Below are 18339 nucleotides of genomic sequence, written 5' to 3'. Positions count from 1 at the left end.
CTATTATTAAATCTAAAACAATGAAAAAAGTATTTATAACAGGAATAAACATACTATTAGCCGTTTTTCTTATGGCTTGCGCTTCATCGGATAGTAAACGTCTGGAGCAAGCACTCTTGTTTGCCGGGGATAACCGGGGCGAACTGGAAAAGGTATTAAGCCATTATGAGAATAATCCGGAAAAACTGGAAGCTGCCCGTTTCCTGATCCGTAATATGCCCCGATGGTACGGATATGAAGGATGGCAACTGGATTCTATCAAACCGGTATTGATACAAAAAGATAAAGGAGAAGCCGTTCCTAAAGAGGTGATAGCAAAATGGCAACGGGTTTCTTTCTATTCACTGCCGAAAGTATATGACGCCAAAGTGATCACGGCTGATTACCTGATCGAGAATATCGACCTAGCCTTCGATGTATGGAAAAGGTATCCATGGAACCGGAATCTGGGATTCGATGATTTTTGCGAACTGATCCTTCCTTACCGGATCGGAGACGAACCGTTGTCATCCTGGCGGAAGCTGTACCATGATTATTATACGGCCATACTCGACTCGGCTTATCAGGGGAATGATGTGATTGAAGCCTGTAAAGCCGTCGATAAAGATCTGAAAAGAGTTTATTACCGTTGGAATACGGATTTTAGCATACCTCATCAAAGTGCGGACTTCCTGTTCTATCATCGTGTCGGTTTCTGTAGGGAGGCTTGCGATGTCACACTTTATGCCATGCGTGCCTGCGGTATTCCTGTCGCCAGTGAATATTTTGTTTATTCTCCTGAATACCAACATCCTCACTTCTGGACAGTGCTACGCGATACGACCGGAAAGTTCATCCAGTTCGGTTTCAATGAGTTTGAAGCATCCCGCATAAATCCGGGTACCGACGGTAGAAAAAGAGGGAAAGTCTACCGCTACTGCTTCGGAGCACAGGATGAACTGTTTTCCGGAATTACAAAAGATAATAAAGTGCCGGCCTTATTCAGGGATCGCTTTATCAAAGATGTGACAGCCAATTATTTCGGTGAGAATAAAGTATCCGTCTCCGTGCAGTCTGCATACGAAGATTATATCTATCTGGGCGTTTTCAGTCCGGGCGGATGGATTCCGGTCGATATCGCACACAACAACAAGGGAAATGTGACTTTCCGGAATCTGGAACCTGATGTTATTTACCAGCCTTTGATCTCGGACGGGCAAAACCACCGGGCGGCAGGTTTTCCGTTTATTTATAAGAATGAAACAGTTCATTTGCTAAAGCCGGATACGACTTCCATGAAAAAAGTTGTACTGAAAAGAAAAATGTCGCTTATGCCAACTATTGCCGAATTTCTTTATCGGGCCATTATCGGATCGAAAATAGAAGTGAGCACAGAGCTTTCTTTTACCCGACCGGATCTGGTATATCAGTTCAATGATACATTGAATTATAATTATTACGAACTGACTCCACCGGATATTAACAAGAAATACAGATACATAAAATATATCGCTCCATCAGGAAAACAAATGGAACTTAGTGAGCTTTCTGTTTTCAAAGATTCCTTATGCAAAGAACAGATTCCATTAAAACGAATGAATGATATAGAACCTGTACGGGCATTGGATCATATAACAGACGGAGACATACTCAGCTATTTTCAGGCAAGAGATACTTCTTGTTTTATCACATATGATCTGGGAAAAATGACAACGATTGGAAAAGTCGTTTTCTCACCACGAAATGATGACAATTATGTCTGGCCGGGAGATGAATACGAGCTCTTCTATCAGGACGGAGTAAACGGGTGGAAATCGCTCGGGGTTCAAACGGCTACCGGCTGGGAACTGAAATATCGTGCCCCGGACAATGCGTTGTTATGGCTGCGCGACCGGACCAAAGGACGGGAGGAACAGGTGTTTATTTATAAAGAGGGGAAACAGTATTTTACGGTTGATTTATGAAATACAGACAATATATAAGTTACTCACTGCTAGCCATCAGCGGAGTTTTTCTGCTGTGCACCGTTTTTGCCACAGACACAGGGTTGGCTAACGGGCTGGTCACAGGGAAAGTTCTTTGGTTTCATCTGGCGATGTTGTTGTTGGCAACATGTAGTCTCGTGGCAGCTATTCTGACGAAACCGGTAAAACCGTTTGTCTTTTCGGTCGCAGACGGATTGGTGTTGGTTTTGGCGGTTATCGTTGCACTTACTTATAACCGGCAACTGGATCCCGAACCGGAGAAAATGCTGTTTGGCGGGCAATTAGTCGTATTGTGGTTTCTGCTGCGGTTCCTATTGACCGGATGGCCGCAGTTACAGCTATTTTTCCTGGCGGTGGTTGTTGCGACCGGAGGGATTGAAGCCGTGTCAGGAATGCGGCAGTTACATGGATTCGAGGGATCTAACCATTCCTTGTTCAAGCTGACCGGGGATTTTTATAATCCGGGACCTTATTCGGGGTATCTCGCAATCGTTTTGCCGGTTTGCCTGTGGATGATTTTGGAATGGGGGAAGGAGAAGAGAGCGCACAGCCGTGCGTCTCTACGGTATTTGGGATGGATCGGTTTGCTGGCGATCATCGTCGTGCTTCCTGCCGGAATGAGCCGGACGGCATGGATAGCGGCTGCCGTCTCATGCGGATGGGTGTATTGGGTGCAACGGATCGGATGGGAAAAGACTAAAAGATACATGAATGGAAACCGGACCTTAACTATCGTATCTTCTATTTTGATCCTGATCTCCATAGCCGGTGCATTGGCGGGTATTTATCTGCTAAAAGCGGATTCTGCCAATGGCCGGCTACTTTTATGGAAAGTGACGGGGCAAGCTATCAGGGAACAGCCCTGGGCAGGAACCGGGACGGGTAGTTTTCCGGCTGCTTATGCAGAAGCACAGGCGGAGTATTTTACTTCGGGAAAGGCTTCGGAGACAGAGATGATGGTTGCCGGATGTCCTGAATACGGATTTAATGAATTCTTACAAATTGGTTTGGAACAGGGGCTGGTGGGTTTAATGGTTTTTGTATTGTTGTTAAGCTATTCTTTGTTCCGGGGGTAAAAAACAGACAGGCGGGAGCGGCCGGAGGGATATTGGCGCTGATGGTGTTCAGCCTGGCATCGTATCCGTTGCAGTTGCCGGAGTTCTGGGTGGTGTTGGTGGTGTTGATGGGGGTGGCTAATAGTAATACTCCGGTTGACGCTGACACACCCCCTACCCCCTCTCGAGAGGGGAGGAAGATACTTTCTGTCGCTATGATAGGGGTGCTGGCTATATGTTGCGGGTGGATTTTCCGGCAGCAGAAAGGGTATTATGAAGGATATAAAAAATGGAATACGTTGAAGATGTTGTATAATAGTAAGGCTTATGAGGCGGCAGGTGAAGGATATGAGGAACTGGTGCCGTTGATGGGACATAAACCGGAGTTGCTGTTCGAGGCAGCACAGTGCCTGAGCAAATCGGAACGGTTTGAAGAAGCGAACTGGTTGTTGGAACGGGCAATGAAATTGAGCGGTGATCCGATGATACATTATATGGCGGCAAAAAATGAGCAGTCGATGGGAAACTATCAAAAAGCGGAAAATTTATTGCTGCACGCGATCGACATGTTACCGGAACGGATCTATCCGTATTACCTGCTTACCAAACTTTACTCGGAACCAGGATTCTTTCAAAAAGACAAGTTCCTCAAAGCGGCAAATGCCGTACTGGAAAAGGAGCCAAAAGTGAAAAGCACGGCTATCCGGGAAATGCGGGAAGAGGTCAAGATATTAATTCAAAACAGAAAATAAATTTCATTCGGCATAATATTTTCAATAGGTAAGAAGTTTTTTATATCTTTACAAGCAAGGTGATTAAGCAAAAATACCTGAATTGAAATCTATCAGTGAAAATATAAGTGAAGAAGATAATCCGGTTATATGTTTGATGAAATTAAAGTAATATGAAAAGCATTTATACAATCTTAGTTATGTTCCTGACAATAATGGCTGGATGCGGTGGTAACAAAAAATCTGGTTGTCAAAAGGAAGACTCTGATGCTATTACTATACCGGATACTTTTATTACGATTGACGTTAGTAAAAAATATCCTCTAAAAGAGTTAATTCTTCAGGATATTATGGATGTGGAATATATTGCATTAGAATCCACGGACGAATTTCTTTGTCAAGGCATCGTACAAGCCATAGGTAAAGAAATCATATTAGTAAAAAATGTCATCAACGATGGCGATATCTTTATCTTCGACCGAAATGGCAAAGGTTTGAGAAAGTTTAACCGGAAAGGGCAAGGTTCTGAAGAATATATATTCAACCTAAGTGCTTTCATAGATGATAACAGCGGTGAAATATATATTGATGAAATAATAAGAAACGTTCTGGTATATGATTTTCAGGGGAATTTTTTAAAAAGTATCCCCAGAGACGATAACAAATGGATTAATGCAACGAATTACAACCAGGATTATTTGATTGCCAGGGAATCTCCTTCCATCCAGATACAAAATAAAACGGATAACCAACGTTTTGTTATCATTTCCAAACAAGACGGGAACATTGCCAAAGATTTTCGAATCTATTTTAAGAAGAAAGTAGAATGGGGAATAACCAACCGCGCAGGAAATGCAGGGGGTGCTCCTCGTCTTTATCCTATCGTTCCTTACGATGATAGTTGGTTGCTAACGGACCCCTCGTCCGATACGATATTCAAACTCTCACCGGATTACAATCTGACTCCTTTCATAGCCAGAACACCATCTATACAATCGATGAAACCAGCCGTATTCCTTTTACCATGTATATTTACCGATCGCTACTATTTTATGGAAACAGTAACGATGAATGCCGACATTTTAAGAAATGAGAAATTCCCAAAGACACATTTAATGTATGACAGAATAGATAATACATTATTCGAATATACTGTATTCAATGATGATTTTTCTGAAAAAGTCCCCGTGAACTTAACTATGCAGGAAACTACAAATAGTGAAATCGCCTTTTGTCAAAAATTAGAACCTCACGAACTTATTGAGGCTTACGAAAAAGGGCAATTAAAAGGGAAGTTGAATGAAATTGCTGCGGAGTTGGAAGAAGATTCAAATCCCGTAATTATGCTGGTAAAATATAAAAAATAACTTCTATACCCTTCCATTCCCTCCTATTCCCTTTTAAACCCATCTATCTCCATCTAAACCGTTTTTGTGTTTCGGCTGGAAGTTACTTTTGTAATGTTTTCGAAAACAGATGAAGTAATTTCTATTAACACTTAAAAAATTAAAATTATGTCAGTAAAGTATCGTTTAGTCGAACGTAACAACATGGGGAAAGACAAAGAAGAAACCCCGAAAAAGTTATATGCACAACCGGTTTATTCGGATTTGGTAGGATTTGAAGAATTATTGGGTGAGATCAGTGAAGCCGGTATTCCTTCTAACCAGGTAAAAGGGGTTATGGACCGTATGAACTACCTGATCAAAAAACATTTGGCAGCCGGACGACGGGTACAGTTCGGTGAATTCGGGAACTTCCGTTATGGAGTTGGTTCTACCGGAGCTGCTGAAAAAGAGGAATTTCAAACCAATATGATAAAAATTCCACGAATCATTTTCAGTCCGGGAGCGACCTTGCGTAAAGCTCGTAAAGATGCCAATTTCGAGAAAAAGGAAGAGATTGTTACCAAAAATGACGGCGGTGGCAACGGCGGCGGCGACAGACCGGAAATTGAATAGACGATCAGATTTCAAGTTGCTGTAATGTAAAAAGGGAGTGCTTCTACGTTTTGAAGCACTCCCTTTTCTTTATTCTTTTAATTGCTCCATAACCTTTTCCAGCTCTATACCCAGTTTATCTAATTCCTCCGAATAAGCATCCGTATCTTCGTTAAGCGATTTGGCTATCATCTCGTATATTCGGACACGAAGTTGGCAATACTCAATCAGTAATTTGTTGGATTTCACATACTCGGAAGGGATATCCGGGATTTCATTTGTTTCTTTTACCAAATCGATATTTTCTTTCCATTTGGGAATACCGGTTTCTTCTATAAATTCAACAACCTCCTTTACCGGTTTCTCTTCTATCATATCATAAAGCCTGATTGCCAGAGACTCATTTAGTTCAAACCGTTCCATCTTTGCATTATACCGGTCACTGTCCCAGTCTTTTGTACCCAGCCAAAGACCTCCCAATATGACCGCAATAAGTATTAAACAACAAACAGCCCCTACCCCGGTAGCCCGCCAGTTTGAATAAAACAGGCCATTCCCAGTTTTATGAGCTTTCAGCTCTTTCCCCTGCAATTTGTCTACAATCACATAAATAATGGCTGTATAAATTGTCGGAATCAAAGCATTCGGTACTTTTTCCATAGCAGACTCCGGTATCATTAAAATTCCGCCAAAAAGCAGAAATGTTGCAATAATACCGATTACCAGGGCATTGAATCCCTGTCTTTCATTGCCCAAAGCAATACAATTTTTCCGTATCAGGATACCGGCAGCAAAAGGACCACCGAAAAAGGTTGCCACAGCAATGGCATTCTGTGAGTAGAGTTTTTTGTTTTCTTCCATAATCCATTAAAATCAATGAGTAGCATTCGTTTTCAAAGGCAAAGATAAATTAATTTACCCAATTACACTCTTTCAATCAAAATAAGAATCATTTCCTTTGGCTTTGTCCTGATATTTACATACATTTGTTGGCAGTAACCTTGTTAGAATGAAGACTTTAGACAAAATCACATATTTATGAGACTACACTTATTCTATTTCGTTCTATGCTTCATCCTTTTGTCCTGCCAGTCTGATAAATATCACTGGAAAAACCAGGATGACAGAATGGTTCTCATGTCCGGAAAAACGGTTGTCGGAGAGTTGAACCCTTCCGTAACAAAAGGAATGGACCGTACAGATCAGATTGAAATGCTCGATTCCTGTACGTTTAAGATCACCTGCCAATACACAGCATTGGAAGACATGGAAACAGCCAGGATTAACCTGGATTTCGTACACAAATCCGCCTCCGATTACTGGATGATACCTTCCGTCTCTTACAACGGAAACAACTGGGGACGGGGAAAAGAGCCCAAAGGCGCACAGCAAAACGGGAAATGGCGAACTTATTCCTACCGCAGCACACCTATTCCCGGAGCAACCTACTCGGAAGGGACACGGTTTGCCGTTGCCATGTGGAGCGACGTCCCCCAGAATGAAAAAGAGAGTATCTCCTGTTCCCTGATGCCGGACAGGGAGACCACTACCCACCGGCTTATCTGGCCGGAAGAAGAAATGCCGGTCATGTATGCAGCCAGGGACCGCTACAAACCGGGATATCAGAAACAGGAAAAATTATCCAAAGGGGAAACGGTTACATTGACCGCTTATCTCTCCGTCTGCGACGTGCTGCCCCATCATTATGCCATGCATAACTTCTTGCACGAAACCTGGGAGCGTGCCGACAAACAAGAGACAGCTATTTATCCACCCGCCAAAATATGGGAACTGGGCCTCCGGTATGCTAAAGAATATCTTTGGACGAAAGAGGGTGCTTTCAGTGGATTTACAATCGGTTTCTCGCCGGATAAAAGCGGGGAATGGAGTAAACGGAAAGGATACGAAATAGGTTGGTGCGGACAAAATGCGTCTTTTGCCAATTCACTGCTTTTCGATTATATCAAACATAAAAACAAAGAATCTCTGGACAAAGGGGTAGCCACCCTCGATGCATGGGCAAAACTCTGCCGGCTGCCCAACGGACTTTTTATCACGAACTATGACCGTATCTCCGGCCAGAGAAGCCAGATCGACAATGTCGTCATAGATGCCTGCAACCTGGGAACGGCCGCCCTGAATTATTTCGAAGCGACTGAACTGGTGAAAGCCTGCGGACTGGAAAGACCGGATTATGAAAGCCTGGCTTTCGGTATCTGCGATTTCGTCAGAAACGACCAGCAGGACAACGGAGTATATGGCCGCGGCTGGTATCCGAACGGAGAATGTTTCTACCGGGAAGGGACTATCGGTTGTTTCATGGTTCCCCCCATGCTCGAAGCATTCACGCGTTCGAAAGACTCCACCTATTTATCTTCCGCAACCCGGGCTTACGATCATTATGTGAGCGAGCTGAAAACAAAAGGATATTCTACGGCCGGGGCTTTGGATACCTGGTGTATCGACAAGGAGTCATCCATTTCCCTCCTGCGCTCGGCTTTAATGCTGTATAACCTGACAAGCAACAAAGAATACCTCGATGATGCCGTTGCCGTCTCCTATTATCTGTCTACCTGGTTGTGGCATTATAACGGCGTTTATCCGGAAAACGACAACTTCACCCAATACAACTATAAGACCTTCGGTGCGACTTCTGTTTCCGTGCAGCATCATCACCTGGACCCATACGCTTTGTTCTGGGTGCCGGAATGGTTCGAACTGACGAAACTGACGGGAGACAGCCAGTGGAAAGAAAAAGCGATTGCCATCTGGAATAACGGTTGCCAACTGATATCCGACGGTACACTGGTGATTAACGGACGTGTCCGCCCTGTCGGTTCCCAGAATGAAGCCTATCTGCAAAGTCACTGGAACTGGGATGCCGCGCCTCATTTCGACCGGATCAATTCATGGCTGGTGGCCTGGCCCGGTGCTTTCAGGCTGGAAACTTTGAGGAAGTTGGATGCCATCGATACACCACAAATACAGTAAAAAGTGGAGAAAGGGCAGCTGAAAATCAATATTCCGGCGAAATCCATCGTTGTACTGGAAGTGAAGTGAATTTTTCAGGGTAAGGATATTTTATTTCGGCCGGCATCTCAAATCAGAAGAATATTATCTTGCCGTTCGTAAATAGTTTTCTACCTTTGTCAGCAAAATGAAAAATACACTATCTAATTAAAATAAAAGAATTATGAAACCTACATTATTTCTATTGGCAGCCGGTATGGGCAGCCGCTATGGAGGATTAAAACAATTGGACGGACTAGGTCCTAACGGAGAAACAATTATGGATTACTCAATCTATGATGCTATTCAGGCTGGTTTCGGAAAGCTTGTCTTTGTTATCCGTAAAGATTTTGAACAGGATTTTCGTGATAAGATCATCTCAAAATATGAAGGTCATATTCCTTGTGAATTAGTATTCCAGGCATTGGATAACCTCCCCGAAGGATTTACCTGCCCGCCGGAACGTACAAAACCGTGGGGAACAAACCATGCCGTAATGATGGGTGACGGTGTGATCAACGAACCGTTCGCTGTAATCAACTGCGACGACTTCTACGGCCGCGACTCTTTCCAGGTAATGGGTAAGTATCTGGCTGCACTGCCTGACGGTTCAAAAAACACCTATGCAATGGTAGGTTTCCGTGTAGGAAATACATTGAGCGAAAGCGGAACCGTTTCACGCGGTATTTGCGGTACGGACGAAAACCAACTGCTGACATCAGTCGTTGAGCGTACCAAAATCCAGCGTATAGATGGCGAAGTAAAATATATCGACGACAACGGCGAATGGACAGCTACTCCCGACACAACTCCGGTCAGCATGAATTTCTGGGGCTTTACTCCTGATTATTTCGCTTACAGCAATGAATTCTTCAAAACTTTCCTGAGTGATCCGAAAAACATGGAAAACCTGAAAAGTGAATTCTTCATCCCGCTGATGGTTGACAAACTGATCAGTGACAAAACTGCCACTGTAAAAGTTTTGGATACAAACAGTAAATGGTTCGGTGTCACATATCCGGAAGACCGCCAGGAAGTAGTCGACAAGATCCAGGCACTGGTTGATGCCGGTGAATATCCTGAAAAGTTGTTCTGATAAAACAGAAACATTACATAAAATTCCCGGTGGAATTACTATTTTTCAGTTATTCTGCCGGGAATTTCTTTTATTCTAGAAAAAAACGTAATATTGTCTCAAATTAGGAATTTGTGTACATGAACTTCAAAGAAAAGACAGACACAGAATTAGCCACACTACTCATTCGGGACAATGAAGCGGCTTTCAGTGAGTTATATGTGCGCTATAAAGATAAATTATACTATTTTTGCCTCCATCTGCTCAAATCGAAAGAAGAAGCGAACGACATTGTACAGGAAATATTTATCCGTTTGTGGGAATCGCGCTCCTTTATCAATCCGGAGTTGTCCTTTTCTTCTTTCCTTTATACGATGGCTCGGAACCGCATACTCAATTATTTCCGGGATATCGATATTGATGAGAAAGTGAAACAAATACTGTCTGCACAAAAAATTACGGAGGAAGAAGCGATTGACTCCAAAATCATCTATACTGAATATCAGATGATTCTCCAGAATGCAATCAGTCAACTCCCCCCGCAACGTCAAAAGATTTTTAATATGAGCCGTATCGAAAGTATGTCTCATAAAGAAATTGCTGCCGAATTAGGTATTTCAGTCAACACCGTACAGGAACATATTTCTGAGGCACTCAAATTCATAAAAGTCTATTTCAGCAAGCACGCAGGCATTTCTATAAGCCTGTTGCTAGCAGCTTTTATCCTATACAAATAATACTCAGTTTTTACTGAAAAAATCACCGGTCGTTTTCACTTCCTCCAGCTTTTCTTCTATCAGGGAGGTCAATTCCTTCACAACCTCCGGATATTTGGTTGCCAGATTATATTTCTCAGAAGGATCGGCATTAATGTTAAACAGTAACGGTAATTCTCCTTTAAAATAATCCAGTCCCAATTGGCTGTATGTTTTTACATGCAGCTTCCATTGTCCTTTACGTACCGCCATCAGCTGATGGTCGATACCAAAATAGAAATACGGAGTTTCCGGTTTCGGAACCACATTTTCGTATCCGAGATAAGAAGCTATATTCTTTCCGTCAATAACGCGGTCGGTTGGAATTGTTGCCCCTCCCATCCATACGGATGTAGCGAAAACATCCATGGAAGTAATAACTTCTTCATTCACCTGCCCATTCAAATGGTCGGGCCAGCTAACAAAACAAGGTACGCGGACCCCTCCTTCCCAGGTACTGCCTTTACCGTCACGGAAGATACCGGCCGAACCGCCTTCCTCGTTCCGGGGCAACCAGGGACCGTTATCACTCATAAACCAAACAATCGTATTCTTGTCTATTCCTTCTTTTTTAAGAGCAGACAAAATTTCTCCCACTCCCCAGTCGATTTCTTCCACAGCATCGCCGTAAGTACCTCTTTTGGATTTGCCTATGAAAGCTTTTCCGGGATATAACGGGACATGGGGCATTGCATAAGGAACATATACAAAAAAGTTTTCTTTCTTATGTTTCTTAATGAACGATATAGCTTTTTCCGTGTAAAGGGCCGTCAGTTCCGACTGGTCCGGATTCATTCTAAGCGTATCATTCCCACACATCAAAGCAATATCCGGATATTTCGGGGGAATCATATCATTGCTATACGGAAGGCCGACATATTCATCAAAACCATTCTGCAAAGGCAGATATTCTTTCTTCGTACTACCTAAATGCCATTTACCATAAATAGCCGTAGCATAACCTTGTTCCTTCAGAAGTTCGGCTATTGTCAATTCCCGAGGATGAATACCTCTCTCCGCATCCGGACTCAAGACCCACCGGAAACCGGCACGAACCGGATAACGTCCCGTCAACAAAGAATAACGGCTTGCCGTTGAAGCCGGCGATGCACTGTAATAATTCGTGAAGCGCATACCATCCAGAGCCATTCGGTCCAGATTGGGTGTTTTTATATCCGGATGCCCGGTCACTCCTATATCACCATACCCCATATCGTCACAATAGATAATAACGATATTCGGACGGTCATTCTTATTTTCTTTAGCTGCTGCCTGACACAAAGGTACCGACAGCAAAGCCAAACTTATTTTTATATGATTATTCATTCGTACTTTTATTTTTAGACGCGAGCTTCTCATGTTATTTGAAAACCTGTACCATCGGACGGCCGATCCATACCTGCGGTTGTTTCAGGTTAAAAATATGAGCGATAGTAGCGGCTGTATCAAACTGCATCATACTTTCTGTAAATTCATACCCATTCTTGATTCCTTTTCCGGAAATAATGAAAGCTGTTTCCATTTCCTGCATAGTCTTACCACCATGTCCTTTTTTGATTCCTCCGTGGTCGGATGTAACAATAAAGATCGTATCATCCAATATTCCGGCTTCTTTAACAGCTTCTACTATCTGGGCGATATAGCCATCCAGAACTTTCAACATATTATAGTATTCAGGAGTATCATGTCCGTCTGCATGCCCCACATGATCCGGATTATCAAAGATAACCGCACACAAGTTCGGTTTGGCCGATTTGATATAATTGACTGCATAACGGGCTGTCGCATCCGGTTCTTTCGATGCTTCCGCTACATGTTTGTCATAACTCAATGCCAGTGTATCTATCACATAACGAATACCTTTCCATTCGCAAACGCAACCGATCTCCGCTTTGGCATCCGATTCACGTAAAAGGCCGAATACTGTTGGAAATATGCCGTCTTTACTCAATACACGCGACGGCAGTTCAGGTGTCCGTGACCCCCATTCCGTATATCCGTGTAGTTCAGGACCGGCCCCCATAAACATAGAAGCCCAGTTCACTGCGCTGGAAGAAGGCAGCACGCTTCTTTTTTTCAAGGTATAGGAACCTTCAGCCATTAATTTCTTCACGGTGGGCATTTCAGCTTTTTCCACACTATAAGCGCCCCAACCATCAAGACCGATCAATACGACATGTTTAGCTTTCCATTTAGCAGCAAATGAAACATTGGCAAATAGAAAAATAAAAGCAACAATATATAAATATTTTCTAGTGTTCATAATATTTGTATTAAAGTATAAAGGTTGTCCCTATGACAACATTGTCCGGAAACAACCTTTAAAGTAGTAATTGATGTTATTTATTCAGCGGTTTCCCAACCGGGGTTCTGTTTTAGTTTAGGATTCAAGGCAATTTCCTGTGTTGGAATCGGTTCCAGATAATATTTTTCCAACCAACCTGATGGTTTGGCAAACAGGATAGAATATCCTTCATCAGCACCTCCAAGAATATTGAGTTTACTACCATAGTCACTGCTTTTTACCCATGCACCTAATGGTTGTTTATTCACATATTCTCCTTTCTTCCAGCGTTTCAAATCACGGAAACGGAAACCGTCACCCATCAATTCGATACGACGTTCACGACGAATTTCCCACAAAACAGGATCTACGCTCAAATCTCTGTTTAAATCAAAGGATGCATCTATTTCCGAAACATTCATAGCAGGAATAACCGCACGAACACGAAGTTTATTAATAGTGGCATCAGCTACAGATTGAGAGAATTCGCCCAATTCAAATTTAGCTTCAGCATAATTCAACATTACTTCTTCTATACCGAAAAGCAAATAATCGACCGTAGAGGAACGCAACGCCATATTATCGACGTGACGGTTATAATATTTCCAGAAATAGAAACCTAAGTGAGTAACCAGAAATCCCTGTCCGTTCGGATAGTTACGGAAGTGTGGAAAACCAGAAACCTGATAGCCGACGAAGTTAGAAACCGGCAAGCTCTTACCCGTTGCCGAACCACCTATTTCTTCCATAAAGTCAATATATTCACGATCGCTGGCCACTCCGGTATGCTCCCAACCGAATGATGTTCCGGCAGCACCAGTCAATTTCACTTTATACGGAGGAACTACCGTCCAATATAAACGACGGTCACGATGACGGAACTGAGCATTCAAATCTTTATCACCTTCATATACCTTACTGGTAGAAACCGGACGTCCGTCTGAACACAAATAGCTGTCAACTGCATCTTTTGTCAGGTCGACATACCAGGCTGAAGAACGGATAACACGTGTAATACTATGTGTTACCATATCCGTTTCATATTGTTTTGCCAGGATCACACCTGCTTTTCCGACCAATTCTTCGGAGTTGTAAAGGTCATCATAATTAGGCATGATAGAAGGATAAGCACTCATCAACTTTTCTGAAGCATTAGCACAAGCTCTTAAATACGTTTCGCTATCATTCAATCCATGATATTTACGCCAGGTACCTTCAAATAATCCGAAACGTGAAATTAGAGCTCTGACCACATGAACATTAATTGTATTTGTTCCTGTACCATCTTCTTTGATGTGTTCTTCCGCCCATTGCAGATCTTCCAGGATATGCTTAGCGACTTCGTCTCGCGGAGTACGTTCACAATAAAGATCCTCCGTATCCGTATCACTCAGCACTTTGTCGATCCAAGGCACATCGCCATAAGCAGCCATCATATCGAAATAACGTAACGCTCTGAAAAAGTAGCCGACACTTCTCCAGTGGTCTTTATCGACATCACTCATGGAAGAACCATCAATATTCTGCAACATTATATTAACACGACGGATATACGTAAAACTCCAGGAATCGCTAGTTGCCGGTAATTTCTTTAACTGATATGCATAATCAGACTCTCCTCCGGAATTAGCATAAATGATATTATCCGTATCATACTCACTCGATATATTAGCCGGAGTATACCCCCCATCGGTTGGAAATCCGTCGAAATATTCATATAATCCCCAGGCATACGTTTTGAAGTTATCACTCGTTTTAAATGCAGTAGCTTCAGTCTGCTGGTCCAAAGGGATTTTATCCAAAAAGTCACTTGAACATCCCGTCAATCCCAAACCGGTTAAAGCAATAACCGGTAATACGATATATTTTTTCAAATTCATATTCTCTCTTTTTAATAGTTTCATAATAATACAGAATTACAAGCTTACGCTGAAGCCAAAAGCATACGAACTCATAAACGGATAACCCAATCCGTTCGCTTTACTTTCAACTGCCGGATCCAACCCCTTAGGCATATGATCGAATGTAAACGGATTTTCTGCAGAAACATACACTCTCAGGTTATTGATACCAATTTTAGAAATAACACTCTGAGGAATCGTATATCCCAGTGTCAAATTCTTCACCCGCAGATAAGCACCGTTAGTCAGATACTTTGTCTGGGCACGCACATTCGCTGCATAGTTCGTATTTCTCATCCCTGTTTCATACAAACGCGGGAAGAAAGCTCCTGTATTTTCGGAAGTCCAGTAATCCAGTTGGTGTTCATAAATTGTACCGAATTCATAATAATACGGGAAGATCAAATCGTTGGTCAACCATTTATCACACTTTCCGACTCCTTGCAAAAGGAAGGAGAAACTGAAATTATTCCATGACAAGCCACCATTAATACCATATTGAAAACGTAATGAATTGTTTCCGATAATTTTACGGTCACCCGGATCATAAATCGTTTCATTTCCTGAATTAATGATACCATTGCCATCCAAATCTTTATACATCATATCTCCCGGATTCGGTTTCACGCCTTCCACGTGAGGAATACCGTCTTTCAGGGTACCATTTTTCAGGTTGGCATCCAAAGTTCCTTCGACAAAGTCATCGACCGTATACAGTCGATCAGTTACATATCCCCATATTTCCCCTAGCTGTTGTCCTTCCACATACGTTTTGTTATCAGAAGTACGAATCACACCAGCTACATTATTTTTAAACTTTGTGATATAGGCTTTGTAATCATACAAATTGAAACCTATATTATAATGCACTTTACCAATCTGGTCACGCCATGCTAATTCCAATTCGAAACCAGTAGATTTCAAATCAGCAACATTCTGTAAAGGAGCTGTTGCACCCAAAGTTGCAGGTAACTGTGATCCGCTAGTCAACATATCTTTCGTATCACGACGAAAAAGATCGAAGTTGGCAGAAAGACGATTCTTCAAGGCACTGATATCGAAACCGAGATTTAAAGTACGAACTGTTTCCCAAGTGAAATTTCCACTCACCAAACCCGGTTGCTTCAGAGTAATAGGCTGTGTATTATTATCTAGCCATTTTGACTTTTCAGATTCCATACTTGGCACAAACTGGTAAGGATCGATATTCTGATTACCAACCGTACCGATTGATCCTCTAATCTTAAATTCCGGAATATAATCGCGCAATGGCTCCATAAAACTTTCTTCCATCACTCTCCAGCCCACAGACAGAGAAGGGAAGAAGCCCCAGCGGCTACCCGACGGAAATTTAGAAGAAGCGTCATAACGCCCGTTCAGTTCAAGCAAATAACGATTTGCAAAATCATAATTCAAACGTCCGAAAAATCCCATCACCGTATATTCAGTAAACTTATCATACGCTTTCTGTACACCCACAGACTGAGATATCGAAGGCATATCATCATTGATCATATTTGAAGTTTCAGCCTTCAAATAATCATAATGATTGGATTCCTGATTGTATCCCAATAATAAAGAGAAATTATTATTGGCAAAACTTTTAGCGTATGAACCGTAAATGTTCAAAGCCGTATAATTTGTAATAGCACGTTGACGGCTATATGTTGAATAATCAGATGTGTATTCTTCCGAGAACTTATCAGAATTAGCAAAACGGGTACGTTTTGAATACTTTGTCTCGGTTTCATTCAGGTTATCGTATGTAAACTCTGCATTAAGAACCATATCCTTAATCGGCGTTGCTATCAATTTGGCAAAAACACGCGTATCAGAGATCGCATTCGTGTTCTGTCCTCCCAGACGAGTCAGGTTACCTGCCGTACCAGAATACAAATCCTCATCATTGATTGTAATCATTCCTGTCGGGTTGTAAGACGGTGCCCATACAGCTTTGGCATAATTTGCACCGCTGGGCATACCTTTATCCGACTTATAGAAACTAAGATCCAACTGTCCAGTCAACCAATTTGTTATTTTCGAACTGATAAAACCTTTCGCATTATAACGTTTATAACTATCCATATCGGTTGTCATAATACCATCGGACCCCGTATATCCCAAAGAAATACGGTATGAAGAACGCTCGGTCCCCCCACTCACAGAAAAATCATGTTTCTGCTGGAAACCTGTTTCCGATAAGAAATCCTTCATTATATCCGTTTGTGCCAACTGATAACGCATGCCACCGATCTCAGCATATCCATTCGCATAAGCAGACGGATTAGAGCCGTATTCATGAAGTAAATCCAGCCATGTATCGACTGTCTGACCGGAATAATAAGTAATATAACCCATATCGGAATATGCCTGAACGGTCTGAAGCGGAGTTGCTTTTACCGGCAAATTCGTTGGTTTTGAAAAAGAAAAATTATTACTGTATGTCAGCTGTACCTTCTGTTCTTTCTGAGCTCCTTTGGTTGTAATCAGGATAACACCAAAAGCAGAACGGGCTCCATAGATAGAGGCTGATGCTGCATCTTTCAGAACTGTAACCGATTCGATATCATTCGGATTGAGTAAGTTCAACGAACCGGAGAACGGGACATTATCGACAAGTATAAGAGGCTCACCTTCATTGATACTCGTTGTACCACGAATATTAAAATCCAAACCGCCACCAGGTTCACCGCTACCGGAAGTAACCTGTAAACCCGGAACCGCTCCCTGTAACAAAGCACCTGTAGTCGGAACCGGACGGTCTCCCATCACCTCATCCATTTTAACACTACTTACGGAACCGGTCAGATTAGCCTTCTTCTGTTTCGCAAAACCAACTACTACGACTTCATCTAAAGCCTGGGTGTCTTCAATCAATGCAACTTCCACATTTTGTTGTCCTTTTCCTATCGGCATTTCTTTTGTCAGATAACCAATATATGAGACAACTAAAGTGCCCTGCTCCGGAACTTCCAGGGAGAAATTACCATCCATATCCGTCACTGTACCACTCGTTGTACCTTTTACAAACACATTCGCACCGATAATGGGATCACCATGATTATCGCGAATAGTACCCGTTACTTTCTTCACTTTCTGTTCAACAGCCGGAAAAGAAGTTTTAGCTTGTCCCCTGCTGACCGATATGGTATTATTGATCTTTTTAAAAGACAGTCCCGTCTGACGGGATAATTCATGTAAAATAGTATCTATCGTACCTTCTTTAATTTGTACGCTTACATTTTTTAATCCTTTCAAGACTGATTCGTCATAAAAGAAATTAAAACCGGTGATTTTACTTAACTGTTCAAAAGCGTCACTGACAGACGTTTGTTTCACCACATACGTGATATCGTTTTCTTTAAGACTTTGCCCTAAAGCTCCTTCCGCACAGAGTAACTGAGACGACAGAGCGATAGCACAAACGGTTAACGAAGTTCGCATAAGAGTCTTGTTATAGATTAGATTATAATTCATACATTTGTAATGTTTTAATAAATGATGTTTGTTAAGACAGGCAGAAACACCTTACAACCCAGTGGCTCAATACTGTTTTAAAGGTTTCTGCTGAAATTTAGTGAAGGCAGTAGTGTAGCAGCACTACTGCTTTTTTCATATACGTTAC

At 42.2% G+C, this 18339-nt stretch carries 11 protein-coding genes and 1 pseudogene; 7 read left to right on the top strand and 5 right to left on the bottom strand.

The features are described 5' to 3' along the window. The first annotated feature begins 20 nt into the window (after window positions 1-20). The 4 genes and pseudogenes from NBH15_RS18380 to NBH15_RS18360 all read left to right on the top strand — a co-directional run bounded on the left by NBH15_RS18380 (window position 21) and on the right by NBH15_RS18360 (window position 5711). A complete protein-coding gene (locus NBH15_RS18380; protein ID WP_250823262.1) occupies window positions 21-1943 on the top strand; it encodes a discoidin domain-containing protein in 1923 nt (640 codons plus the stop codon). Beyond that, window positions 1940-3771 (top strand): annotated as a pseudogene (locus tag NBH15_RS29520) (O-antigen ligase family protein). The gene NBH15_RS18380 and the pseudogene NBH15_RS29520 overlap by 4 nt, the downstream one beginning before the upstream one ends. 152 nt (window positions 3772-3923) lie before the next feature. Further along, on the top strand, window positions 3924-5117 hold the full coding sequence (locus NBH15_RS18365; RefSeq protein ID WP_250823260.1) for a DUF4934 domain-containing protein: 1194 nt from the start codon (window positions 3924-3926) through the stop codon (window positions 5115-5117). A gap of 147 nt (window positions 5118-5264) precedes the next feature. Continuing rightward, entirely contained in the window at window positions 5265-5711 is a 447-nt protein-coding gene (locus NBH15_RS18360) for an HU family DNA-binding protein (RefSeq protein ID WP_128134469.1), read from the top strand. Window positions 5712-5780: 69 nt separating this feature from the next. On the opposite strand, the gene NBH15_RS18355 is transcribed toward NBH15_RS18360, so the two are convergent. Then, window positions 5781-6551 carry a hypothetical protein gene (locus tag NBH15_RS18355; RefSeq protein ID WP_250823259.1) on the bottom strand — a complete coding sequence of 257 codons (771 nt, stop codon included), beginning with the start codon at window positions 6549-6551 and terminating at the stop codon, window positions 5781-5783. A 177-nt stretch (window positions 6552-6728) separates the two neighbouring features. Here NBH15_RS18355 and NBH15_RS18350 point away from each other — a divergent pair, with 177 nt between their 5' ends. The 3 genes from NBH15_RS18350 (at window position 6729) to NBH15_RS18340 (ending at window position 10511) form a co-directional block, all read left to right on the top strand. Further along, the gene (locus NBH15_RS18350; protein ID WP_250823258.1) at window positions 6729-8681 is read left to right on the top strand and encodes a hypothetical protein; all 1953 of its coding nucleotides are present in this window, start codon (window positions 6729-6731) and stop codon (window positions 8679-8681) included. Window positions 8682-8883: 202 nt separating this feature from the next. Continuing rightward, window positions 8884-9795 (top strand): glycosyltransferase family protein, encoded by a 912-nt coding sequence (locus tag NBH15_RS18345; RefSeq protein WP_007652694.1) that lies wholly within the window; start codon window positions 8884-8886, stop codon window positions 9793-9795. A gap of 119 nt (window positions 9796-9914) precedes the next feature. Next, window positions 9915-10511, top strand: coding sequence for an RNA polymerase sigma-70 factor (locus NBH15_RS18340; RefSeq protein WP_128134471.1), 597 nt, complete (start codon window positions 9915-9917; stop codon window positions 10509-10511). 3 nt (window positions 10512-10514) lie between these two features. Here the strand turns inward: NBH15_RS18340 and NBH15_RS18335 are convergent, their stop codons facing one another. The 4 genes from NBH15_RS18335 to NBH15_RS18320 all read right to left on the bottom strand — a co-directional run bounded on the left by NBH15_RS18335 (window position 10515) and on the right by NBH15_RS18320 (window position 18191). Then, entirely contained in the window at window positions 10515-11855 is a 1341-nt protein-coding gene (locus NBH15_RS18335; protein ID WP_244051237.1) for a sulfatase family protein, read from the bottom strand. 34 nt (window positions 11856-11889) lie between these two features. Next, window positions 11890-12792: an alkaline phosphatase family protein gene (locus tag NBH15_RS18330; RefSeq protein WP_244051238.1), complete on the bottom strand. Its 903-nt coding sequence runs from the start codon at window positions 12790-12792 to the stop codon at window positions 11890-11892. 80 nt (window positions 12793-12872) lie between these two features. Continuing rightward, the gene (locus NBH15_RS18325) at window positions 12873-14693 is read right to left on the bottom strand and encodes a RagB/SusD family nutrient uptake outer membrane protein (RefSeq protein ID WP_186961428.1); all 1821 of its coding nucleotides are present in this window, start codon (window positions 14691-14693) and stop codon (window positions 12873-12875) included. Between the two features lie 36 nt (window positions 14694-14729). Continuing rightward, window positions 14730-18191, bottom strand: a complete 3462-nt coding sequence (locus NBH15_RS18320; RefSeq protein ID WP_443146947.1) for a TonB-dependent receptor — start codon at window positions 18189-18191, stop codon at window positions 14730-14732. Window positions 18192-18339 lie beyond the last annotated feature (148 nt).

The sequence above is a fragment of the Parabacteroides caeci genome, assembly GCF_023656795.1.
Lineage (GTDB): Bacteria > Bacteroidota > Bacteroidia > Bacteroidales > Tannerellaceae > Parabacteroides > Parabacteroides segnis.
The sequence above is the reverse complement of the archived record's forward strand: the minus strand, read 5'-3'. Positions and strand labels throughout refer to the sequence as shown.